This is a genomic window from Pseudomonas sp. UBA3153, from assembly GCF_002364635.1.
GTDB lineage: Bacteria > Pseudomonadota > Gammaproteobacteria > Pseudomonadales > Pseudomonadaceae > Pseudomonas_O > Pseudomonas_O kuykendallii.
The window spans coordinates 20,897-42,724 of the sequence record NZ_DEYR01000055.1; the positions used below are offsets into that span (position 1 = coordinate 20,897).

20 protein-coding genes are annotated in these 21,828 nt (G+C 66.0%); 12 read left to right on the forward strand and 8 right to left on the reverse strand.

Going from position 1 to position 21,828, the window contains the following annotated elements:
* Positions 1-15 precede the first annotated feature (15 nt).
* From B2X67_RS13485 to B2X67_RS13500, 4 genes are all read left to right on the forward strand, one after another.
* Entirely contained in the window at positions 16-648 is a 633-nt protein-coding gene (locus B2X67_RS13485; protein ID WP_273231044.1) for a c-type cytochrome, read from the forward strand.
* 142 nt (positions 649-790) lie between these two features.
* Entirely contained in the window at positions 791-1,420 is a 630-nt protein-coding gene (locus tag B2X67_RS13490) for a thiol:disulfide interchange protein DsbA/DsbL (protein ID WP_282341351.1), read from the forward strand.
* A gap of 22 nt (positions 1,421-1,442) precedes the next feature.
* Entirely contained in the window at positions 1,443-2,321 is an 879-nt protein-coding gene (locus B2X67_RS13495; RefSeq protein ID WP_286785809.1) for an endonuclease/exonuclease/phosphatase family protein, read from the forward strand.
* On the forward strand, positions 2,318-4,258 hold the full coding sequence (locus B2X67_RS13500) for a GGDEF domain-containing protein (RefSeq protein ID WP_286785810.1): 1,941 nt from the start codon (positions 2,318-2,320) through the stop codon (positions 4,256-4,258). The genes B2X67_RS13495 and B2X67_RS13500 overlap by 4 nt, the downstream gene beginning before the upstream one ends.
* Here the strand turns inward: B2X67_RS13500 and B2X67_RS13505 are convergent.
* Positions 4,213-5,685: a DASH family cryptochrome gene (locus B2X67_RS13505; protein WP_090224459.1), complete on the reverse strand. Its 1,473-nt coding sequence runs from the start codon at positions 5,683-5,685 to the stop codon at positions 4,213-4,215. The genes B2X67_RS13500 and B2X67_RS13505 overlap by 46 nt on opposite strands.
* Positions 5,686-5,929: 244 nt before the next feature.
* Here B2X67_RS13505 and B2X67_RS13510 point away from each other — a divergent pair, with 244 nt between their 5' ends.
* Entirely contained in the window at positions 5,930-6,718 is a 789-nt protein-coding gene (locus B2X67_RS13510; protein ID WP_282344651.1) for an N-acetylmuramoyl-L-alanine amidase, read from the forward strand.
* A 6-nt stretch (positions 6,719-6,724) separates the two neighbouring features.
* Here B2X67_RS13510 and B2X67_RS13515 read toward each other — a convergent pair whose 3' ends face one another.
* Entirely contained in the window at positions 6,725-8,518 is a 1,794-nt protein-coding gene (locus B2X67_RS13515; protein WP_282344649.1) for an ATP-binding protein, read from the reverse strand.
* Complete coding sequence (algB, locus tag B2X67_RS13520; RefSeq protein ID WP_286785811.1) at positions 8,515-9,864, reverse strand: sigma-54-dependent response regulator transcription factor AlgB; 1,350 nt, start codon at positions 9,862-9,864, stop codon at positions 8,515-8,517. The genes B2X67_RS13515 and algB overlap by 4 nt, the downstream gene beginning before the upstream one ends.
* A gap of 374 nt (positions 9,865-10,238) precedes the next feature.
* Between algB and B2X67_RS13525 the strand changes: the two genes are divergently transcribed.
* The 4 genes from B2X67_RS13525 to B2X67_RS13540 all read left to right on the forward strand — a co-directional run bounded on the left by B2X67_RS13525 (position 10,239) and on the right by B2X67_RS13540 (position 11,592).
* Positions 10,239-10,673, forward strand: a complete 435-nt coding sequence (locus tag B2X67_RS13525; RefSeq protein ID WP_286785812.1) for a ferritin-like domain-containing protein — start codon at positions 10,239-10,241, stop codon at positions 10,671-10,673.
* A 222-nt stretch (positions 10,674-10,895) separates the two neighbouring features.
* Complete coding sequence (locus tag B2X67_RS13530; RefSeq protein ID WP_282344643.1) at positions 10,896-11,189, forward strand: hypothetical protein; 294 nt, start codon at positions 10,896-10,898, stop codon at positions 11,187-11,189.
* Positions 11,190-11,230: 41 nt separating this feature from the next.
* Positions 11,231-11,386, forward strand: a complete 156-nt coding sequence (locus B2X67_RS13535) for a hypothetical protein (RefSeq protein WP_175534273.1) — start codon at positions 11,231-11,233, stop codon at positions 11,384-11,386.
* A gap of 38 nt (positions 11,387-11,424) precedes the next feature.
* Positions 11,425-11,592: a DUF1328 domain-containing protein gene (locus tag B2X67_RS13540; RefSeq protein WP_090224448.1), complete on the forward strand. Its 168-nt coding sequence runs from the start codon at positions 11,425-11,427 to the stop codon at positions 11,590-11,592.
* Between the two features lie 313 nt (positions 11,593-11,905).
* Here the strand turns inward: B2X67_RS13540 and wrbA are convergent, their stop codons facing one another.
* The gene (gene wrbA, locus B2X67_RS13545; protein ID WP_286785813.1) at positions 11,906-12,502 is read right to left on the reverse strand and encodes an NAD(P)H:quinone oxidoreductase; all 597 of its coding nucleotides are present in this window, start codon (positions 12,500-12,502) and stop codon (positions 11,906-11,908) included.
* A 109-nt stretch (positions 12,503-12,611) separates the two neighbouring features.
* Here wrbA and B2X67_RS13550 point away from each other — a divergent pair, with 109 nt between their 5' ends.
* The gene (locus B2X67_RS13550) at positions 12,612-13,841 is read left to right on the forward strand and encodes a nucleoside recognition domain-containing protein (RefSeq protein WP_286785814.1); all 1,230 of its coding nucleotides are present in this window, start codon (positions 12,612-12,614) and stop codon (positions 13,839-13,841) included.
* Positions 13,842-13,868: 27 nt separating this feature from the next.
* On the opposite strand, the gene B2X67_RS13555 is transcribed toward B2X67_RS13550, so the two are convergent.
* The 4 genes from B2X67_RS13555 to B2X67_RS13570 all read right to left on the reverse strand — a co-directional run bounded on the left by B2X67_RS13555 (position 13,869) and on the right by B2X67_RS13570 (position 19,675).
* Positions 13,869-16,124 (reverse strand): EAL domain-containing protein, encoded by a 2,256-nt coding sequence (locus B2X67_RS13555; protein ID WP_286785815.1) that lies wholly within the window; start codon positions 16,122-16,124, stop codon positions 13,869-13,871.
* A 154-nt stretch (positions 16,125-16,278) separates the two neighbouring features.
* Complete coding sequence (locus tag B2X67_RS13560; RefSeq protein ID WP_286785816.1) at positions 16,279-16,530, reverse strand: hypothetical protein; 252 nt, start codon at positions 16,528-16,530, stop codon at positions 16,279-16,281.
* Positions 16,531-16,665: 135 nt separating this feature from the next.
* A complete protein-coding gene (locus B2X67_RS13565; protein ID WP_286785817.1) occupies positions 16,666-18,390 on the reverse strand; it encodes a Na/Pi cotransporter family protein in 1,725 nt (574 codons plus the stop codon).
* A 172-nt stretch (positions 18,391-18,562) separates the two neighbouring features.
* A complete protein-coding gene (locus B2X67_RS13570; RefSeq protein WP_286785818.1) occupies positions 18,563-19,675 on the reverse strand; it encodes a PilT/PilU family type 4a pilus ATPase in 1,113 nt (370 codons plus the stop codon).
* A 118-nt stretch (positions 19,676-19,793) separates the two neighbouring features.
* Between B2X67_RS13570 and B2X67_RS13575 the strand changes: the two genes are divergently transcribed.
* Positions 19,794-20,345 carry a DUF1003 domain-containing protein gene (locus B2X67_RS13575; RefSeq protein WP_273231084.1) on the forward strand — a complete coding sequence of 184 codons (552 nt, stop codon included), beginning with the start codon at positions 19,794-19,796 and terminating at the stop codon, positions 20,343-20,345.
* Between the two features lie 69 nt (positions 20,346-20,414).
* The coding region (locus tag B2X67_RS13580; protein WP_286785819.1) for an exodeoxyribonuclease V subunit gamma at positions 20,415-21,828 on the forward strand (1,414 nt) is incomplete at its 3' end.

The window sequence follows — 21,828 nt, forward strand, 5'->3', positions numbered from 1 at the left end:
TAATTGGATTAGCTGATGAACAAAGTACTCGTGAGTCTGCTGTTGACCCTGGGCATCACCGGTATGGCCCACGCTGCGGGTGATGCCGCTGCCGGCCAGGGCAAGGCCGCTGTCTGTGGTGCCTGCCATGGTGCGGACGGCAACAGCCCTGCGCCCAACTTCCCGAAGCTGGCTGGCCAGGGTGAGCGCTACCTGCTGAAGCAGTTGAAAGACATCAAGGCCGGCACCTCGCCGACCGCCGAACCGGGTACCGGCCGCAAGGTGCTGGAGATGACCGGGTTGCTGGAGGGCTTCAACGATCAGGATCTGGCCGACATCGCCGCCTATTTCTCCAGCCAGAAAATCGCCATCGGCGCTGCCGATCCGGCGCTGGTCAAGCAGGGCGAGGCGCTGTTCCGGGGTGGCAAGGTAGCTGACGGCATGCCAGCTTGCACCGGTTGCCATTCGCCCGACGGCAGCGGCAACTTCGCCGCCGGCTTCCCGCATCTCGGCGGCCAGCATGCCGCCTACGTCGCCAAGCAGTTGACCGACTTCCGCGAAGGCAATCGCACCAACGACGGCGACACCATGATCATGCGCGGTATCGCCGCCAAGCTCAGCAACAAGGATATCGAAGCGGTATCCAGCTACATCCAGGGTCTGCACTGAAGCCGGCCGAAGGGTAGGAAAAAGGGTGGCGATGGCCACCCTTTTTCGTTTCCGGCGCCGCTACAATAGCTCGAACCCGAACCGTTTGCCTCGGTCGAAGCCAGGCCCGCCGTGGGCGGCTATGAAACCCAAGGAGTCATGCATGCGTAACCTGATCCTCAGCGCCGTTTTCGCCACCGCGGGTCTGATCGGCGGGCTCGCCCAGGCCGCCGATCCGGAGGCTGGCAAGCAGTACATCGAGCTGAGCAACCCGGTACCGGTATCCAAGCCCGGCAAGATCGAAGTGGTCGAGCTGTTCTGGTACGGCTGCCCGCACTGCTACCAGTTCGAGCCTACGATCACCCCGTGGGCCAAGAAGCTGCCGGATGACGTGAACTTCGTTCGTGTACCCGCCATGTTCGGCGGCGTGTGGAACGTGCACGGCCAGCTGTTCATCACCCTGGAAGCCATGGGCGTGGAAGCCAAGGTGCATGACGCCGTTTTCGCAGCGATCCACAAGGAAGGCAAGAAGCTCGCCGACGAAGACGAGATGGCCGACTTCCTCGCCGACCAGGGTGTCGACAAGGAAGCCTTCCTGAAGACCTTCAACTCCTTCGGCGTGAAGAGCCAGATGGAGAAGGACAAGAAGCTGGCCATGGCCTACCAGATTACCGGTGTGCCGACCATGGTCGTGAATGGCAAGTACCGTTTCGACCTGGGCACCGCCGGCGGCCCGGAGCAAACGCTGAAACTGGCCGACTTCCTGATCGAGAAGGAGCGTGCCGCACGTTGAGCGGCGCGCGCGGGAGCGTGGCATGTTGCGGCGCTGGAGTTCTGAACGCGCGGTCAGCCTGTGCAATGCGCAGGTCAACCCGCATTTTCTCTTGTCCAACGGCCTGCCGGCTGACGGACGCCTGCGCCTGCTCAGCTTCAATATCCAGGTCGGAATCAGCACCGCCCGTTATCACCACTACCTGACCCGCAGCTGGCAGCACCTGCTGCCGCACGGCGGACGGTCGCTGAACCTGCAGCGCATCGGCGCGCTGCTCGACGGTTACGACCTAGTGGCCCTGCAGGAAGTCGATGGCGGCAGCCTGCGCTCGGGCTACGTCAACCAGGTCGAACACCTGGCCCGGCTGGGCAAGTTTCCCTACTGGTACCAGCAGCTCAACCGCAACCTCGGACGATTCGCCCAGCACAGCAACGGGTTGCTCAGCCGGCTGAACCCCAGCCAGCTCGAAGACCACCCGCTGCCCGGCCCGCCCGGTCGCGGCGCGATTCTCATGCGCTTCGGCGAAGGCGAGGACGCGTTGGTCGTGGTGATGATGCACCTGTCGTTGGGGCCGAAGACGCGATCCCGCCAACTCGCCTACATCCGCGAATTGATCGGCGGCTATCGCCACCAGATCCTCATGGGTGACATGAACACCCTCGCCGCCGACCTGATCGAACATTCGCCGCTGCGTGATCTCGGGCTGCTGGCGCCACAGGTGGAGGCGACCTTCCCGAGCTGGCGCCCGGTGCGTTGCCTGGACCACATCCTGCTCAGCCCCGGTCTCGCTCTCGAACGAGTGGAAGTGCTGAGCCAGGCCATTTCCGACCACTTGCCGGTCGCCGTCGAAATCCGCCTGCCGAGCAGCCTCGGTGGCGATTCTGCGCTGGTGCCGCGCCCGTTCACACCGGTGGAGCCATGAGCGACGATCTTCAGCGCTGGAAAGACAAGTACCTGAAAAGCCTCGAGCAGCAGGAGCGGCTCGAGAAGCGCTGGGCGGTTCGCCTCGATCTGCTGCGCCGCGGCCTGGTGCGCAGCAGCCTCGCCGCCGAGGGCAGCGACCGCGGCGTCGACCAGTGCATGCAGGAGCTGCGCGAGATCGTTCGTCGCGACGACTTCGACGCCAGCCTGTCGGCGCTGATTCCACGCCTGGAAAAGGCCGTGCTCGATTCCGAGCGCCGCCGCGGGGAACGCGTCGGCCAGCTCAACGGCGCGCTTGCCTCGCTGGTCACCCAGTTGCAGCAGCTGCCGTTGCCCCGCGACGTGCGCAAGGCGTTGAAGCGGTTCGCCCGCGGCATCGAAGAGCGCGCCGGGCAGACACGCGAATTGCCGGCGCTGATGATCGAGCTCAGCGACCTGCAACGCCAGGCGCTTACCCAGCTGGAAAACGACGAGAAGGAGCGTCCCGGCCTATTGCAGCGGTTGTTCGGCACGCGTGACCCCGTCGATGCGGCCGATACCGATGAAGGGCCGGTCGAGAGTCCGCCGCGCGCTCTTGGCGAGCCTGCCGCCGAGGCCGCTGTCGCGCCGCCGCCGATTTCCGCCGGGGGCGAGGCGCTCGCGGATGACGTTGCGGCGCCGCCTGCCGAAGAGTCCTTGCCGCTGGTCGAACCGGATGCCGAGGCGGTCGCCCAGGCGCTGCCGGCCCAGCCGAAAGTGACCGCGGGAGTCGGCCTTCCGCGCATGCACCTCGACAGCCTGCCGATGGCCGCCGCGATACTCGAGCCGGCCGATCCCGCCTATGCGCTGCCGGCGCAGAGCGAGCCGGCCTACATCGTCATCGCGGCCCGGGTCGAGGCGATCCTGCTGGGCATGCTCGACGAATTGCCGTTGCCCGAGAGCCATCACGCGCAGTCCGCGGCGCTCGCCGAGCGGATTCGCGGCGGCCTAAACTGGTATGAGCTGGTTCCGGTGCTGGAGGACCTGGCCGTGCTGATGCAGGCCGTGGTCGGCAGCGGGCAGCACGAGTTCGAGGTGTATCTCCGACAGCTCAACGAGCGCCTGGCGAGTTTCCAGGGCAGCCTGGTGGACGCCCAGGAGGGCTACGTCGATGGCCTGGCGTCGGCGCGCGAGCTGGACAGCGACTTGCGCCAGCAGGTCACCGGGCTGCACAGCAGCGTGCAGGAAGCGAATGATCTGTCCGGCCTTAAGCAGGTGATCGAAAGCCGCCTCGAAGGGCTGCTCCATACCATGGACGAGTACCAGCGCCAGCGCGACCAGCGCGAGGAGCAGATCGCCGGCCGGCTGCAGACGCTGGTCGAGCGGGTCGCCAGCATGGCGCAGGAAGCCAAGGGCTTTCGCGAGAACCTCGAGGAGCAGCGGCAGAAGGCGCTGGTCGACGCGCTCACCGGTCTACCCAACCGGGCGGCGTGGAACGAGCGTCTGGAAATCGAGGGCGCGCGCTGGCAACGCTATGGCGGCGAGCTGCTGATGGCGGTGCTGGATATCGACCACTTCAAGCGGATCAACGACGAGTATGGCCACCTCGCCGGTGACAAGGTGCTGAAGATCATCGCGGGCGAGTTGGCCAAGCGGGTGCGGGTGACCGATTTCATCGCGCGCTTCGGCGGTGAGGAGTTCGTGCTGCTGATGCCTTCCACGCCGATGGAAGGCGGGCTCAAGCTGCTCGACGTGCTGCGCACGGCCATCGAGGCCTGTCCGTTCCACTTCAAGGGGCAACCGGTAACGATCACGCTGTCCGGCGGTCTTGCCGCGTATCACCCGGGCGAGGTGGCCGAACAGGTCTTCGAGCGCGCAGACCAGGCGCTGTATCGCGCCAAGCGTGGCGGGCGCAATCGTATCGAGAGTGAGCGCTATGACGCCTGCAACGACTCCTTGTCCTCATTGGGTACGCCGTAGAACTGCTCCTCGGCATTGGGCAGGTAGTCGGTCCAGGATTCCGGGACTTTCGACAGGCGTGGATAGTCGATCATCTCCAGTTGCAGCAAGGGCAGCAGGAACGGCGTGTGCCGCAGCTGCGGCGAAACCACGCGCAATTCCGGCAGCCAGAGGCTGACGTAGGTGCCCTCCGGATCGAGATCGCGCGCCTTGCGCAAGGCGTTGAAGGTGTCGCTGCGCTTCGGATCGCTGGCGTAACCGGCGACGTAGGCCCAGTTGCCCCAGCTGCTCGCCGGGTCGTAATCGAGCTGGTGTTCCTCGAACCAGGCGGCGCCGTGGCGCCAGTCCTGCTTCAGGTCGTGAACCAGGTAGCTGGCGACGATCTGCCGGCCGCAGTAGGACATGAACCCGGTATCGGCCAGTTCGCGCATGTTGGCATCGACGATCGGCATCCCGGTGCGTCCCTGGCACCACTGCTGGAAGCGTTCGTCGATCTTGTCCGGCGCGCGAGCGGTCGCTTTCACGCCGCCGGGCTCGAACAACGCCTGGCCGTGGCGCTCGAGGGTCAGGCGGAAGAATTCGCGCCAGAGCAGCTTCTGCCACAGGCAGTGGGTGGACTCGTTGCGGCCGTAGCGCGACTCGTGGCGACGCAGTTCGGCCGCGACCCTTCTCGGCGACAGGCTGCCGTTGGCCAGCCAGGGCGAGAGCTTCGAGGAGTACTCGGTGCCGATCAGCCCGTGGCGGTTTTCGATGTAGTTGCGCACACCCTGGCGTTCCCAGAGGTAGTCGCGCAGTCGCGATTGCGCCGCCGGCTCGCCACCGGCGAAGGGGAAGGCGCTGTTCGGCACGCTGAGCGGTTCGCCCAGGCCCAGTTGCGACAGCGTGGGCATCGGCAGCAGCATGTCCTGCGCAGCCTGCGGGAAGACCGGCAGGCTGCGCGGCACCGGGCGCGGCTGGAACACCGGCAGGCGCTGCTCTACGACCCGACAGAACTCGCTGTAGACCTGCGGCATCTGCTCAAGGCCTTTGAGCAGCTCTTCCATGCGGAACAGCGAATTGCCCTGGAATTCACGCAGGCGCACATGGCCCAGGCGCGAACGGACCTCCGCCAGCTGGGTGAGCTCTTCCGGTGCGATCTCTTCCAGCGTCAGCACTTCCTGGATATCCAGGCGCTGGACCAGATCGGGAATCACGTCTTCGGGATGGCCGGGCAGCAACAGCAACCGCGATCCCAGCGCGCGCAGCGAGTTGTCCAGGGCGGTAATGCTTTCGAGAAGAAAACGGGCCCGATGAACGCCCAGGCGACGCGCGCCCAGCGGTCCGCTCCTGACCCACTTGGGGTCCAGGATGAACACCGGGATCAGTTCGTCCGCCTCCATACCCGCCCACAATGCCGGATGGTCATCGAGCCTGAGATCCTGTTTGAACCAAAGCAATGCGCGGCGCATACGTTCGTCGTCCTTAGCTGATCAGCGCGCGAGTTCGTCGCAAACGCCGCTTCGCTTAAATAGAGCTTCTATAACAGCCTGGTGTTCCGCGGCAAACAACCGCATCCGCCGAGCGGCACGTGGAAATGCCAAAAGGTCGAGGTTTTTGCCGGGGATGCCGTTTCGACGTTCGCCCGGAAAGCTGCCGGGGCGCCTTAGAGTGGTTATGCTGTTCCACTCTTTATACTGTCGCCGTCATTTCGCCATGAAGTGTTCAGCCGTTTTGCTTGTCCTTTTCCTTCTCGCCGGTTGCAGCAGCGGCCCGCGCCTCGACACCTCGTTCACCTCGATAGGGCAGAACAGCCGCATCCAGTACGTGGTGGTCCACTACACCTCCGTCGATCTGCCGCGCTCGCTGGCCATGCTGACCCAGGGCGAGGTCAGCGCGCATTACCTGATCAGCACCAGCCCGGTGATAACCTATCGCCTGGTGGATGAGAACCGCCGCGCCTGGCACGCCGGTGTGAGCCAGTGGCAGGGGCGTACCTGGCTCAACGCCAGCAGCATCGGCATCGAGCTGGTGAACCCGGGCTTCGAGGAGCAGCCGGACGGCACCTTGCGCTGGATTCCCTACGACGATGCGCAGATCGATGCGCTGATCGTGCTGCTCAAGGACATCGTCAAGCGCCATGATCTGCCGCCGGGCAGCATCATCGGCCACAGCGATATCGCGCCGCAGCGCAAGACCGACCCGGGGCCCATGTTTCCCTGGAAGCGCCTGGCCGATGCCGGGCTGGTGCCCTGGCCGGACGCGGGCCTGGTGGCGCGCTATCAGGCCCAGTTCGCGCAGGCGTTGCCGTCGGTGCTCTGGTGGCAGCAACAGCTCGCCGTGCAGGGCTACGAAGTGCCCCAGCACGGGGTGCTGGACGGCCCCACGCGCAAGGTGATCGGTGCGTTCCAGATGAAGTACCGGCCGACCCGCTTCGACGGCGAGCCGGACGCGCAGACCGCCGCGCTGCTGCTCAGCCTGAACCAGGTGACCGCGCGGCCCTGAGTGGCCTCAGATCGGCAGCGCCAGATAGAACACCGTGCCCTGGCCGAGGCGCGAGTGCACGCCGAGGCGGCCGCCGTGCAGCCGCGCGATTTCCTTGCACAGCGCCAGGCCGAGACCGGCACCGCCCTGCTTGCGACCGATCTGCACGAAAGGCTCGAAAATCCGCGATTGCTGGCTGTAGGGAATGCCCTCGCCGGTGTCCTCCACGCTGAGAATCACCCGCTCCCCATGGCGCCGCGCCTGCAGGCGAATGCTGCCGCCGGCAGGCGTATAGCGCAGGGCGTTGTCGAGCAGATTGTCGAATACCCGTTCCATCTGCGGACGATCGATCTGCACGGTGGGAAGCGGCAACTGCATGTCCAGCTCCAGCGACACCTGCTGCTCGGCGGCCTGGCCGGCGAAGCGCAGACGGACGTTTTCCAGCAGCTCGCCAACATCGCAGGGGCGTAGCTCCAGCTTCTGCTGTCCGCTCTGGTAGCGCGAGAAGTTCAGCAGGTCGTTGATCAGGCGGACCAGTCGGCGCATCTCCTCGTCGACCGTCTGGATCAGGTCGCTCTCGCGGCTCTCCGGGCCGAATTTCAGGCGCTCGCGAAGCAGGCCGAAGGCCATGTGCATGCCGGTGACCGGGGTGCGCAATTCGTGCGAGGCGCGCAGGACGAACTCGTTGCGCACCCGCTCGAAGGCACGCTGGCTGGTCACGTCGCGCAGGATCAGCACCGCGCCCACCGTGCGGCCCTGGGCATCGCTGATGTTCGACAGGCGCCAGGCGAGCAGACGGGTCTCGCCGCCGGCCTCGATCACCAGGTCGTCCTGCGGTGCCTCCAGCGGCTGGTCGCCGAGCACCTTGTGCACGGCATCGTCCAGGGCCGGCTGGTTGAGTGCCTCGCCCAGGCTGAGGCCGATGTGCTCGTTGCTCCAGGCCAGCTGGCGCTGGGAGACCGGGTTGGCGTGTTCGATCTGACCGCGCTGGTCGATGATCAGAAGACCGTCGTCAATGCTGTCGAGCAGGGCCTGCAGGCGCTGCTGACCGCGCAGCAGGGCCTCGACGTTGGTTTCCTTGAGCTCGCGAAGCGCTTCGGTCATCAGGCCGAAGCGGCGGATCAGGGTGGACATCTCGGCGATCGGCGACACCGGCAGGACCACATTGAAGTCGCCCTGGCCAATCTGGTCGGCGGCTTTCGACAGGCCCTCGATCGGCGCGCTGAAACGTCGCGCGAAGCTGTGTGCGGTGATGTAGCCGAGCACCAGAACGGCCAGGCCGATCAGGCCGAGCAGGATGGCGATCAGGATCGAGCGGTTGCGTGCGTGTGCGCCTTCGCTGCGCATGTCGCCCAGCGCGTCCTGCTGCATCTTCACCAGGTGATCGCGCAGCTGGGTGTAGGCCTTGCTGAACGCCGGATTGCCGGTGAAGCCCTGGAGCGGGAGCGGTTGCCCAGGCTGGTCGAGGAAGGCGTTGTAGGCGTCGAACTCGTCGCGCGCGAGCTGCAATTGCTCGACATCCGGGCCCTTGGCGTTGTGCTTGATGGCATCGTCGAGGGTGCGCTGGAAATCGCCGCGGATCTGCTCCAGCCGCTGCGTCTGCACCGGCCGCTCCAGCAACAGCGCCAGCTGGTTGCCCAGGTTCTGGCGAAGCTGCTGGGCGACTTCGATGACGGCAAAATTGCTGCGGATCAGATGGTCCTGCGACTGCGCCATCTGGATCACGCTGAACACGCCCAGGCACAGGCCGAGCAGGGCCAGGGTCATCAACGAGGAAATGCCCAGGAACAGCCGGGCACGCAGATTCATGATGGCTTTCATAGACCGTACTGTTTGCGCTTCCGATACAGCGTCGAGGCGTCGATTCCGAGGGTTCTGGCGGCCTGGTCGAGGGTCTCGCTGGTGGCCATCACCGCGGCGATGTGGGCTTTCTCCAACTGTTCCAGGCTCAGCGATTCACCGACGCGCGGCGCGCTGTTGCCGCCGCTGTGGGTGCTCATGCCGAGGTGGCTGACTTCGACGTATTCCTGCGGGCAGATGATGCTGGCGCGCTCGATCACGTTGCGCAGTTCGCGCACGTTGCCTGGCCACGAATAGCTGGTCAACGCCTCGCTGGCTTCGGCGCTGAAGGCGCGCGCCGGGCGGCCGTAGCTCTTGACGAATTGCGAGAGGAAGCTCTCCGCCAGCTGCAGCACGTCTTCCGGGCGCTCGCGCAGCGGCGGCAGGTTCAGGGTGATGACGTTGAGGCGGTAAAGCAGGTCTTCGCGGAAGCGTCCCTCGCGGACCATGTCCTCGAGGTTCAGGTTGGTCGCGGCGAGGATGCGCACATCGGCGCGGCGGGTCACCGGGTCGCCGACGCGCTCGTATTCCTTGTCCTGGATGAAGCGCAGCAGCTTGGGTTGGAGGATCAGCGGGAAGTCGCCGATCTCGTCGAGGAACAGCGTGCCGCCGTCAGCCTGGCTGACCCGGCCTAAGGTGTTCTCGGTGGCGCCGGTGAAGGCGCCGCGGTTGTGACCGAACAGCTCGCTTTCCATCAGGTCGGCGGACAGCGACGGGCAGTTGATGGTCACGCAGGTCTTCTTCGCCCGGCGGCTCCAGCCGTGAATGGCGCGGGCCAGTTCACCCTTGCCGGTGCCGGATTCGCCGAGGATCAGGATGTTGGCGTCGGTATCGGCTACCTGGCGCGCGGTTTCCAGCACTTTCATCATCGCCGGGCTGTTCGAGCCCAGACCGTTGCTGCGCTGGCGCACTTCGCCTTCCAGTGCTTCCAGGCGGGCGGCGAGCTGGCGGACTTCCAGTTGCTTGGCCGCGGCGAGGCGCAACTGGTCGGGGCTACACGGCTTGACCAGGTAATCCGCCGCGCCCAGCTGCATGGCGTCCACCGCGGTATCGATCGCCGAGTGGGCGGTGACGATCACCACGCGCATCCACGGCGCCTGCACCTTCATCTGTTGCAGCACGTCGAGGCCGTTGTCCTCGCCCAGGCGCAGGTCGAGGAAGCACAGGTCGAATACCTGCCGTTGCAACAGCGAGTCGGCCTGCGCCGCGCTGTTGGCGGTGGCCACGGTGTAGCCCTCGTCTTCCAGGCAGTAACGGAAGGTGCGCAGGATGGCCGCCTCGTCATCCACCAGGAGAATGCGGCCGCTGGCCTCGATCTTGTTTTCCACTTTCATACTCCCCGTTCAACGCGCTCGGCTATGTCCCGGATGCGCTCGATGCGCATCGCAGCGGCTGCCTTTTTCTCGTTTTCTGCAGCTCGGCGTTTGCTTAGTCCCGTAATTGCCGTGCAAGTTGCACGGTCGATAGTGCCTTATCCTGCAGCGTGCATGAAGATAACTTCCTCTGTATTTCCAAGCCATTGAATAGTAAAGGGATTTAATTGGCTGGGCGTGGCATGTCGATTGCGACCACAAGGCCGAATGGAGCTATTTATCCTTCGCTCAACCTGGCCCGGTCACGCGACGCCCTCTGCCCGCTGCGGCGACCCATGACGATCCGGGCCTGTTCCGCGCCTGCCTGGCGCTTTCTCCGGAGAACGGCCATGAACGACAAGACCCACACCCTCAACGAGCTCATCGAGATTACCCGTGATGGCGAGCGCTTCTACTGCCGCGCCCTGAGCGAAGTGAAAAGTCCCGAACTGCGCCAAGTGTTCGAGGAGATGGCGCAGGTGAAGAACGCCGTCATCCAGGCGCTGGCGGTGAAGGTGTCGGCCAATGAAGAGCACCCAGCGCAGGGCGGTACGTTGTTCGGCAGGTTCCGCGAAGCCTACGCCGACGCGCGTGCCGGCATGGCCTCCGACAAGGACGCGACCTATGTCGGCCAACTCGAGGCCACCGAGGACCGCATCCTCGCGGCCTACGAAGACGCGCTCAAGGACGCGGACGTCGACGTCCAGGCGCTGCTGGGCCTCGAACTGCCGAAGATCCGGGCCTGTCACGCGCGCATGAGCGCGCTGAAGAAGAGCCTCGCGTGACTGCGACAGTCGGGCACGGATGCCCTAGCCCGTAAGACCTTGCAAAACGCACGAAGGGAAAATGGACCATCGTGCAGATTGCCACCGAAAGCCTTTGAATACTCCAAATAAGTTATTGATTTTAAAGGATAAAAAAACGAATTGCAGATGGCACGGCGGCTGCAATGTTAGTCACATACGAAATTGAAACGCGCTGGAAACCAGTCGCTCGGAGGAATCAGGATGAACAACCAACTGCTCAAGTCGCCCCTCTCCAAAGGACTGTTCGCCGTAGCCGCGTTGGTGTTGATCCAAGTGACCGAAAAACCACAGACCGCCGCCGCCCAGGCCCCAGGTCTGGCCATGGTCGAGACGCAGTGGGGTCAGGTGCAGCGTCTGCAACCGTCCCTCCAAGTGCAGGCTCAGGTTGCCCAGCAGTACACCCGGGAATCGCTGCAGCCCGCCACGCAGCCTTCTGCTCGCGAAAGCCAGCAGATCTGGAACGAACTGCCGAAGCAGGAAAGCTACGTTTTCTAACCGACGGACATCGCTGGCAGAGCGGCGAAAAGGAGATGGACATGTGGATTCTTGCTTTTGTGATCACTGCCCTGCTGTTCCTGGGATTGATGATGAGTTGTGCACTCGTGGTCGGCCAGGCGCTGTTGGAGAGTCATTACGTCAATGACCGCGAAGAAACCGTAACCGCGTCCGGACACACCCCCGAGGTCGTCTGAGCGCTAGCAACATCAAAAACGAGAAAGAGGAAAATCCTATGTTGAGCTGGGCCATAACCTTCCTGATCATCGCCATCATCGCTGGTGTTCTCGGCTTCGGTGGTATTGCCGGCACTGCCACTGGAATCGCCAAGATTCTGTTCATCCTGTTCCTGGTGTTGTTCGTGGCTTCGTTCATCTTCGGGCGCATGCGCGGACCGCGCTAAGCGGGCCCTGGAATGCCCGATTGCCCGGCCGAGTGGGGCAATCGAGAGAATCGCGACTCATGGAAGGAGTCGCCCGCTGAGCGAAAGGGAATTCATCGATCAGCGAAACGGCTGGCCTTCAGCCGTCACTCATCCGACAGCGGATGTGATCAGGGGGCCGGGTTGCTCTGGATGTTTGAGTTCGGAGCGACCTAGGGGTACAGCGAGTACTCCCGTTCGCGGGCCGGATCAGGCGAAGCTGCACCGGAGTCGTCAATCGACTCCGGTGGGCAGCTCAATCATGTTTATTGGCCGTTCGGCCGCTTCCAGCTTCTTAGTGCAACCGCACCGCCAGCTTCGCCACGTGCGCGCCCTGGAATTTCGCCAGGCTGAGCTCCTTCTCGCTCGGCTTGCGCGAGCCGTCCGGCCCCGCGATGGTGGCCGCGCCGTAGGGCGAGCCGCTGCGCACTTCACTGATGTCGGAAAGCTCCGGCGCGCTGTAGGGCAGACCGACGATCAGCATGCCGTGGTGCGCCAGCGTGTTCCAGAACGAGGTGATGGTGGTCTCGGTGCCGGCGCCCGTGCCGGTCGAGGTAAAGACACTGCCGATCTTGCCGATTAGCGCACCCTTCGCCCAAAGCCCCCCGGTCTGGTCGAGGAAGGTACGCATCTGACCGGCCATGTTGCCGAACCGCGTCGGGCTGCCGAACAGGATGGCGTCGTAGTCGGCCAGCTCCTGCGGCGTGGCGAGAGGCGCAGCCTGGTCGAGTTTGGCACCGGCCTGCCGGGCGAGGTCCTCTGGCATGGTTTCCGCCACCCGCTTGAGCGTCACCTCGACGCCTTCGACACTGCGCGCGCCCTGCGCGACGGCTTCGGCCATCCGCTCGATGTGGCCGTACATGGAGTAGTAGAGCACCAGGATTTTCTTCATCTTTCGGTTCCTCGCGTGATGGATGACAGCAGAACGCAAGGTAGACCATGCCGTGACCGCGGAGTGTCGCGCCGCTATCATCCAGCCTCCTGTTTGTGCGGAGGTCTGCATGCTCAACGGCTTATGGCTGGGCTTTTTCGTGGTGGCGGCCGTTTCCGCGCTGGGGCGCTGGCTGCTCGGCGGCGATGCGGAGGTGTTCGCCGCGCTGGTGGAAAGCCTGTTCGCCATGGCCAAACTGTCGGTCGAGGTGATGATCCTGCTGTTCGGCACGCTGACGCTGTGGCTGGGCTTCCTGCGTATCGCCGAGCAGGCCGGGCTGGTCGACTGGCTGGCGCGAATGCTCGGGCCGCTGTTCAGCCGGCTGATGCCGGAGGTGCCGCCCGGCCACCCGGCGCTGGGGCTGATCACCCTCAATTTCGCCGCCAACGGCCTCGGCCTGGACAATGCCGCCACGCCGATCGGCCTGAAGGCGATGCGCGCGCTGCAGGAGCTCAATCCGAGCCAGACCGTGGCGAGCAACGCGCAGATTCTGTTCCTCGTGCTCAACGCTTCGTCGCTGACCCTGCTGCCGGTGAACATCTTCATGTACCGCGCGCAGCAGGGGGCGCCCGACCCGACCCTGGTGTTCCTGCCGATCCTCCTGGCGACCAGTGCCTCGACCCTGGTGGGGCTGTTCTCGGTGGCCTTCATGCAGCGCCTGAAGCTCTGGGACCCTGTGGTACTCGCCTACCTGGTGCCGGGCGCGCTGATCCTCGGCGGCTTCATGGGCGTGCTCGCCACGCTCTCGGCCACCGCGCTGGCAGCGCTGTCGTCGTTGCTCGGCAACCTCTGTCTGTTCGGCTTGATCATGCTGTTTTTGCTGCTCGGCGCGCTGAAGCGGGTGCCGGTCTACGAGAGCTTCGTCGAGGGCGCGAAGGAAGGCTTCGACGTCGCCAGGAGCCTGCTGCCCTATCTGGTGGCAATGCTCTGCGCGGTGGGCGTGCTGCGGGCGTCCGGTGCGCTGGACATCGGCCTGGACGGGATCCGCTGGCTGGTCGGCGCGCTGGGGCTGGATGGGCGTTTCGTCGATGCGCTGCCGACCGCGCTGGTCAAGCCGTTCTCCGGCAGCGCGGCGCGGGCGATGCTGATCGAGACGATGCAGAGCCAGGGCGTCGACAGCTTCCCGGCGCTGATCGCGGCGACGGTGCAGGGCAGCACCGAAACCACCTTCTATGTGCTCGCCGTGTACTTAGGCGCGGTAGGCATCCAGCGCGCGCGGCACACTGTAGGCTGCGCACTGCTGGCGGACCTGACCGGGGTCATCGCGGCGATCCTGGTCTGCTACTGGTTCTTCGGCTGAGCCGATGCACGGGTCGTGGGCGAGTGCTCAGTACAGGTCGGTGCCCGCCGCCTGGGACGGGCTCGGCAACAGGGACCAGCGCCCCTCGAAGCAATCGCCACTGTCGAACAGCCGCTGCAGTTCCTGCGGCGGCTGCGGCCGGCTGAACCAGTAACCCTGGGCATAGCGGCAGCCTTCGCGGGCGAGGAAGTCCAGGTGTTCCTGCAGTTCCACGCCCTCGGCGACCACCTGCAGGCCGAGGCTGGCGCCCAGGCCGATGATCGCCCGGCTGATCGCGGTGAGCTCGGGATCGTGCGGGGTGCCGCTGATGAAGCTCTTGTCGACCTTGAGGATGTGCAGCGGGAAGCGCTTCAGGTAGCCCAGCGACGAATAGCCGGTGCCGAAGTCGTCCAGCGCCAGGCGGATACCCAGGCTGGCCAGCTCGCGCAGGCTGGCGAGGGTCTCCGCGCTGTCTTCCATCAGCAGGCTTTCGGTGATCTCGAGAATCAGGCTGGGCGCCGGCAGGCCGGTTTCGCGGAGGATGTCGGCGACCCGCGCGGCGAAATCCATCTGCCCCAGTTGCCGGCTCGACAGGTTCACCGAACAGCGCAGGTGTGCCTGCCCGTCCAGTTGCCAGCGGCGCACCTGGCGACACGCCTCGCGCAGCACCCACTCGCCGACGCGGACGATCTCGCCGGACTCCTCCAGCGCCGGGACGAACTCCAGCGGCCCGACCAGGCGTCCCTTGTGCCGCCAGCGCACCAGCGCCTCGACGGTCTGCAGGTAGGGGTGGCCATGGTCGATGCGGCAGATCGGCTGGTAGTGCACCTCGAACTGACCCTTGGCCAGCGACTGCGAGAGCGCGCTCTCCAGCTCCAGCTGATGTTGGGCGGCGACCTGCAGCTCCTCGCTGTAGCGGGCGAACTGCGATTTGCCGGCGGCCTTGGCGCGGTACAGGGCCAGGTCGGCTGCCTGCAACGCATCCAGCGTGCGGCCCTCGTCGCGCAGCGGGGCGATGCCGATGCTGGCGCTGACCACCAGTGCGTGTTCGCGCAGGTGCAGCGGATGCTGGAGGCTTTCCAGCATGCGCTGGGCGACCTGTTCGGCGTCGGCCTGCAGGGCCATGTCGTCGAGCAGCACCACGAATTCGTCGCCGCCGAAGCGGATGAGGTGGTCGCCAGGGCGCAGGCAGCGTTTCAGCCGGTGGGCGACCTCGATCAGCACGTGGTCGCCGGCGGCATGCCCGAGGCTGTCGTTGATGAGCTTGAAGCGGTCGAGGTCGATGAACATCAGTGCGGCTTGGCGGGCGCCGGCCTTGCGCTGGCGTTGCAGCGCCTGGTGCAGCAATTCGTCGAGCCGGGTACGGTTGGCCAGGCCGGTCAGCGGGTCGTGCCGGGCGGCGTGGCGGAGCTGGCTGTCGACCGCCTTGCGCTGGCTGACGTCGGTTTGCGAACCAGCCATCCGCAGGCCGCCCTGGCGGTCCCGCTCGGCCACGCCGCGGACCAGCACCCAGGCGAACTCGCCGTCGGCGCGACGAATCCGGTATTCCATGTGCAGGAACGCGGTTTCGTCGCGCAGGTGGGCGTCGATGGCCTGGCGCAGCGAGGGCAGGTCGTCCGGGTGCACGCGGCTGAACCAGCCCTGGCTGCTTTCGCTGAAACTGTCGCGGCCATAGCCGAGCATGCTCGCCCAGCGCTCCGAGAGGTACAGCCGGTCGTTCACCACGTCCCAGTCCCATAGCCCGTCGTTGGCGCCACGCAGCGCGCGGGCGAAGCGCGCCTCGCTGTCTTCCAGGGCCTGGCGCTGGGCCGCGGTGTAGGTGTCGATCGCCAGCGTCATGTCGAAGAATACGGCCTTGAGCATGCTCTGGTAGAGCGCCGCGTTGGGGCTGTCGGCGAACAGTGCGTCGGTCATGCCGTCCAGATACATGCGATAGGCGCCCATGTACCACTTGAGTTCGACGCCGACGCGCTCGTGGACCAGGCCGATCTGCAGCCGCTCGCGCACGTAGTCTCGGTCGTACGGCCCCATCCACAGGCGCCGGTAGTAGTTCAACTGGCTGCGCTTGAGACGCCTGAGGGTTTCCGCGTCGTTTAGAATCCGCTGCAGCGGGTCGAACTTGACCATGTGCGCGTACAGCGCCTCGACGAAGGCCGCGTGGGGCTCCTCCATCAGGCCTGCCGAGCGGCTCAGACGCTCCGCGTCCTGTTCGTTCCAGCCAAGGAAGCGGCAGCGGTTTTCGATCTCCTGCCGATCCAGGCCGATGCGTTTCAATAAGCCTTGAAGTTCCTGTTCCGGCCTCATTTCATCCTCTCCTGGAAACTCGAGCCCCAAAAAAAAAAGCGCCGCGATGGCCACCCTCTTTCGAAGGTGGCCATCGCGGCACTCTGTCTTTCAGGCCCTGAATGTCCTGCCCGGCAAAGCCGATTCCCGCTCATGCGGAACCAAGGGCGCCCTTTTAACCTACTCGATGCGTCTCGGACAACTCGGCCAGCAGTCGCGTGAGCTGCCGGCGCAGTTCGCCGAGCTCGCGGGACTTGAAGGAATGCCGGGTGCGTTCGAGCACGGCCACGGTTTCGGCAAGGGCAGCGTGCAGTTCGCCGTTCGGGTTCAGGCCCGCATCGCCGAACCAGCGGCAGAGCGGCGCCTGACTGCAATCCACCGGCGAGCAGACCACTTCGCCATCCAGGTCCATCGAGCGCAGGAGCAAACGAAGGCGCTGCTCCGTTTCCGGATGGGCGCAGACGAGCAGGACGGGTGCAGCGGGTTGGCATGGCATTGGTAGCGACCATAGCGAAGGGCCATTACAGAATATCCCTCCAGTACGCCCGCCCGTTGACCCCGGTCAGCCCCGCTCGCCGCCTGCCTTCGGGGGCTCGATATCGGCCGCGTCGGCCGCGTCCTGCGTGGGATGCGGCGGGCTGAACGGGTCCGCCCCCTCGCTCGGCAGGGCGCCGGTTTCGCCATCCTCGAGCACCGCGTAGGCGCTGCTGCAGAAGAACGAGTTGAGGCGCTTCATGTCGGCGATCAGCTCCAGGTGCAGCGAGCTGGTTTCGATGCTCTGCACCACCTGCTGGCTCAGGCGTTCGACGTGGGCGTGGGCCAGGCGCCGTTCGCGCACGCGGAAGCGGCGCTTCTCGCGCAGCAGTTGGCGGGCGCCCTGGCGGTCGCCGGAGAGGAACACGGAAAGCCCCAGGCGCAGATTGGCCAGCAGCTGCTCGTGCATCTCGTTAAGTTCTTCCAGGCCCTTTTCGGAGAACGAATGGCGCCGCGCCGTCTTGTGATGCTGCAGTTTGCCGAGCATATGCTCGATGGTGTCGCCGGCGTGTTCGAGGTTCACCGCCAGCTCGATGATTTCCGCCCAGCGCCGGGCGTCCGCATCGGCCATGGCTTCGCGGGGGATCTGCGCCAGGTACAGCTTGACTGCGTTGTAGAGGGCGTCGACGTCGTCGTCGAGGCGGCGGATTTCCTGGCCCGAGGCCTGCTCGTCACGCTGCAGCACCTCTTGCAGGCGGACCAGCATGTGGTCCACCAGGTCGCCGATGCGCAGGGTTTCGCGCACCGCGTTGGACAGCGCCAGGCTCGGCGTTTCCAGCGCGCTGCGGTCCAGGTGGCGCGGCCGGGCGACGCCGTTGTCGAGGTGTTTTTCCGGCAGCAGCAGCGTGCACAGGCGCGCCATCCAGCGCACCGTGGGCAGCATCAGCAGGCAGCGCAGGGTGTTGTAGACCAGGTGGAAACCGATCACCAGATTCGCCGCCTCGAAGGTCTGCTGCTCGTTCATCCAGTTCACCAGCGGGTGCAGCAGCGGCGACACCAGCAGCAGGCCGAGCAGCTTGTAGAGCAGGCTGCCCAGCGCCACGCGGCGGCCGGCGGCGGATTGCATGCTGCTGTTGAGGAACGCCAGCACGCCGCTGCCGATGTTGGCGCCGATCACCAGGCCGATCGCCACCGGCAGGCTGATCAGGCCTGCGCTGGCCAGGGTCGCGGTAAGCAGAACGGCGGCCAGGCTGGAGTAGGTGGCCATCGCCAGCAGCGCGCCGACCATCGCGTCCAGCAGCAGGTCGCCGGTGAGCGAGGCGAACAGCACCTTGATCCCGCGCGATTCGGTGATCGGCAGGGCGGCGGCGACGATCAGCTGCAGCGCCAGGATGATCAGGCCGAGGCCGATGAAGGCGCGGCCGAGCTGGCCGATCCGGGTCTGCTTGCGCGAGAGGAACAGCAGGACACCGGCGAAGATCAGCAGCGGCGACAGCCAGGACAGATCGAAGGTCAGTACCCGGGCCATCAGCGCCGTGCCGACGTCGGCGCCGAGCATGATGGTCAGCGCCGGCGCCAGCGCCATCAGGCCCTGGCTGACGAACGAGGTCGCCAGAAGGGCGGTGGCGTTGCTGCTCTGCACCAATGCGGTGACGCCGATGCCGGCGGCGAAGGCCAGCGGAAGGCGGTTGATGCTGTGGCTGAGGATGCGCCGCAACTGCGAGCCGAACACGCGCAGGATGCCGGTACGCACGATGTGCGTGCCCCACACCAGCAACGCGATGGCGGAAAGCAGATTGAGCAAGGTCAGCATAAGACGGCCTCCCTAGCGATCGATGTGCGTCGGAAATGCCGGGTCGCCTGAGCGAGCAGGCGCGGCGGATACCTTTGGGTGGACAGGATAACGACTCCCGGGTTCGCTTCATGGCACGGCCGGCGGGGCGATTATTACAGGAAAGTTTCAGTGCGTTGGATGCCGTGCCGGCTCAGCCGCCGAGTCCATCGGCGTCCGGCGCGTTGCCATCCAGGCGGATGCGCAGCGCAAGGTCGGTGCGCGACTCGGCATTCTTCAGCGCCTGTTCGAGACTGATCGCCCCGGATTGCTGCAACGCGAAGAGGTGCTGGTCGAAGGTCTGCAGGCCGCTTTCCGGCGCGCTGCCGATGGCGTCCCTGAGTTCGCCCAGTTCGTCGCGCTTGATCAGGTCGCGCAGGTGCGGGGTCGCCAGGAGCAGCTCCACGGCCAGCACGCGGCGCTGCCGCAGCCCAGGAATCAAGCGCTGGGCGACGATCGCCAGGAGGTTCTGCGAGAGGTCGGCGAGGACCTGCTTGCGCGCACCCTCGGGGAAGAAGTGCACCACCCGCTCGATCGCCTGGAGGCTGCTGGTGGCGTGCAGCGTGGCGACGCACAGGTGGCCGGTCTCGGCGTAATGCAGGGCGTGCTGCATGCATTCGGCGTCACGTACCTCGCCGAGCATGATCACGTCCGGCGCTTCGCGCAGCACGTTGCGCAGTGCGGCGGCGAAGCTGTGGGTGTCCAGTCCGACCTCGCGCTGGTCGACCAGCGAGCGCTTGTGCGAGTGGATGAACTCGATGGGGTCCTCGATGCAGAGGATGTGCCCGCCCTTGCGCGCGTTGCGGTGGTCGAGCAGGGAGGCGAGAGTGGTCGACTTGCCGGAACCGGCCGCGCCGACCACCAGGATCAGGCCGCGGTCGAACAGCGCTAGGCGCTCCAGCGGTGCAGGCAGGCCCAGCGTGGCGAGCGCCGGGATATCGCTCTTCACATGGCGCACGACCATGCCGACCTCGCCGCGCTGCAGGTAGACGTTGGCGCGGAAGCGCCCGACCTGCGGCACGCTCACCGCCAGGTTGAGCTCCAACTCGCGCTCGAACTCGGCGACCTGCGCCGGATTCATCAGCGCGTAGGCCAGTTGGCGCACCGCTCCGGGCCCAAGAACCGGGGCTTCCAGCGCCACGGAATTGCCGTCGACCTTCAGGTGCGGCGGCGCGCCGACGCTGAAGAACATGTCCGAGCCGCCGCGCTCGGCCAGTTGGCGCAGCAGGGTGTGGATCTCGTGGTCTGGGGCGCTGTGATCGTCCATTTCGTCGTTGCTCCTGCTGCGCTTCCGGGGATCGGAGGCGCATGATCGTGCAGGTGACGCCGCGGCGCAATTCGACGCAGGCGCCGCACCGCCCCCATCGTTGCACCGCGAGGAAACCATGCAGCACAAGTACGAAGAAGTCGCCCGCAACCTGCTCGGCGCGCCCTATGGCGAACTCGACGAAAACGCCCAGCGCGTTGCCCGTCACCTCGCCAGGCACACGCCGATCGCGCGCAACACCGCGCAGGAAGAGGAGGATGCCGCCAGCTTTGGCCAGCGCGCCGCGGATGCCATCGCCAGTTTCGGCGGTTCCTGGGCGTTCATCCTCTCGTTCATCGGGCTGATCGTGGTCTGGGTCGGGCTCAACTCGCTGATCCTGGTCCGCTACGACGCTGCCTTCGACGCCTATCCGTACATCCTGCTCAACCTGTTCCTGTCGATGCTGGCCTCGATACAGGCGCCGCTGATCCTGATGTCGCAGAACCGCCAGGCGGAGAAGGACCGCATCAACGCCGAGCACGACTACGAGGTCAACCTCAAGGCCGAGCTGGAAATCATGCTGCTACACGAGAAGGTCGACGCCCTGCGCGAAACCCAGTGGCGCGAACTGGTGGCGATGCAGGCGCAGCAGATCGAACTGCTGGAGCGGCTGGCGCAGCGGCAGGCCTGATCGGCTCGCGGCGACGTGAACCGGCGGTGAACTGATAACCTAGGCATTCCCCCGGCAGACCGCGCATCCATGCTCAACCTCTACCACGCTCCCGATCTGGAAACCCTCGGCGCCCTGGCCACGCGCCTGCTCGCCCAGCCGCAACGCGACCCCTTCGCGCCGGCGCGCGTGGTGGTGCCGAGCCAGGGCATCGGGCGCTGGCTGACGCTGCAACTGGCGCGCGAGCAGGGCATCGCCATGCAACTGGAGGTAAAGCTGCCGGCGGCGTTCGTCTGGGACCTCTCGCGCCAGGTGCTCGGCCAGTTGCCGGAACAGTCGGCGTTCACCACGGTGACGCTGACCTGGCGTCTCTACGACTGGCTCTGCGAGCCGGCCAACCTGCAGCGCGCCGAGCGCCTGCAGCGTTACCTCGAGGGTGGCGACGAACGCCGGCGATTGTCGCTGGCGGCGAAGATCGCCGACGTGTTCGACCAGTACCTGCTCTATCGCGACGACTGGCTGGCGGCCTGGGAGCGCGGCGCGTTGTGCGACCTCGGCCCCGACGAAGCCTGGCAGGCGCTGCTCTGGCGCGAGCTGACCGCCGACGGCCACCCGCACCGTGCGCGTCTGCTCGACGACCTGCTGCAACGCCTGTACGACCCCGCGCCCCTCGCCGACCTGCCCGAGCGCCTGCTGGTGTTCGGCATCAGTTCGCTGCCGCCGCATCACCTGCGCGTGCTCGAGGCCCTGGGCCGGCACACCGAGGTGGTGCTGTTCGCCCTCAACCCGTGCCGCGAGGCCTGGGGCGATATCCGCGACATCCGCGAGCTGGCGAAACAGCCGGAGCTGAGCCCGGATGAATGGTATCTGGATGTCGGCCACCCGCTGCTGGCCAGCCTCGGCAAGCAAGGGAGGGACTTCTTCGACAGCCTGTTCAGCCTGGCGTCGGCCGACGGCAGCCAGGAGACCGGGCTCTATTCGGAAGACGCCGATCTCGTCGACGACAGCCTGCTGCACGCTTTGCAGCACGACATCCTGCGCCTGCGTACGCGCCAGGCCGACGAGCGCATCGCGCTGCGCGCGGACGACCGTTCGCTGGAGCTGCACGTCGCCCATTCGCCGCTGCGCGAAGTGGAAATCCTCCACGACCAGTTGCTCGCGCGCTTCGCCGCCGACCCCGGCCTGACGCCGGACCAGGTGGTGGTGCTGACCCCGGACATCGAACGCTACGCGCCCTACGTCGAGGCGGTGTTCGCCTCGCGCACCGGCGCGTCGCGGCAGGCCTCCCCGCGCATTCCGTTCAGCCTCGCCGACCGCAGCCTGCGCGCCGAGCTGCCGCTGCTGGAAGCCTTCCTCGAACTGCTCGCGCTGCCGGAAAGCCGCTTCGCCGCTGAGGACGTGCTGGCCTGGCTGGAGCAACCGGCCATCGCGCGGCGCGCCGGCATCGAGGCCGAAGACCTGCCGCTGCTGCGCGACTGGCTGCGCGACGCCGGCGTGCGCTGGG

Coding starts and splice junctions, on each gene's coding strand:
- B2X67_RS13485 (WP_273231044.1), top strand. CDS start 16: ATGAACAAAGTACTCGTGAGTCTGCTGTTGACCCTGGGCATCACCGGT.
- B2X67_RS13490 (WP_282341351.1), top strand. CDS start 791: ATGCGTAACCTGATCCTCAGCGCCGTTTTCGCCACCGCGGGTCTGATC.
- B2X67_RS13495 (WP_286785809.1), top strand. CDS start 1,443: ATGTTGCGGCGCTGGAGTTCTGAACGCGCGGTCAGCCTGTGCAATGCG.
- B2X67_RS13500 (WP_286785810.1), top strand. CDS start 2,318: ATGAGCGACGATCTTCAGCGCTGGAAAGACAAGTACCTGAAAAGCCTC.
- B2X67_RS13505 (WP_090224459.1), bottom strand. CDS start 5,685: ATGCGCCGCGCATTGCTTTGGTTCAAACAGGATCTCAGGCTCGATGAC.
- B2X67_RS13510 (WP_282344651.1), top strand. CDS start 5,930: ATGAAGTGTTCAGCCGTTTTGCTTGTCCTTTTCCTTCTCGCCGGTTGC.
- B2X67_RS13515 (WP_282344649.1), bottom strand. CDS start 8,518: ATGAAAGCCATCATGAATCTGCGTGCCCGGCTGTTCCTGGGCATTTCC.
- B2X67_RS13525 (WP_286785812.1), top strand. CDS start 10,239: ATGAACGACAAGACCCACACCCTCAACGAGCTCATCGAGATTACCCGT.
- B2X67_RS13530 (WP_282344643.1), top strand. CDS start 10,896: ATGAACAACCAACTGCTCAAGTCGCCCCTCTCCAAAGGACTGTTCGCC.
- B2X67_RS13535 (WP_175534273.1), top strand. CDS start 11,231: ATGTGGATTCTTGCTTTTGTGATCACTGCCCTGCTGTTCCTGGGATTG.
- B2X67_RS13540 (WP_090224448.1), top strand. CDS start 11,425: ATGTTGAGCTGGGCCATAACCTTCCTGATCATCGCCATCATCGCTGGT.
- wrbA (WP_286785813.1), bottom strand. CDS start 12,502: ATGAAGAAAATCCTGGTGCTCTACTACTCCATGTACGGCCACATCGAG.
- B2X67_RS13550 (WP_286785814.1), top strand. CDS start 12,612: ATGCTCAACGGCTTATGGCTGGGCTTTTTCGTGGTGGCGGCCGTTTCC.
- B2X67_RS13555 (WP_286785815.1), bottom strand. CDS start 16,124: ATGAGGCCGGAACAGGAACTTCAAGGCTTATTGAAACGCATCGGCCTG.
- B2X67_RS13565 (WP_286785817.1), bottom strand. CDS start 18,390: ATGCTGACCTTGCTCAATCTGCTTTCCGCCATCGCGTTGCTGGTGTGG.
- B2X67_RS13570 (WP_286785818.1), bottom strand. CDS start 19,675: ATGGACGATCACAGCGCCCCAGACCACGAGATCCACACCCTGCTGCGC.
- B2X67_RS13575 (WP_273231084.1), top strand. CDS start 19,794: ATGCAGCACAAGTACGAAGAAGTCGCCCGCAACCTGCTCGGCGCGCCC.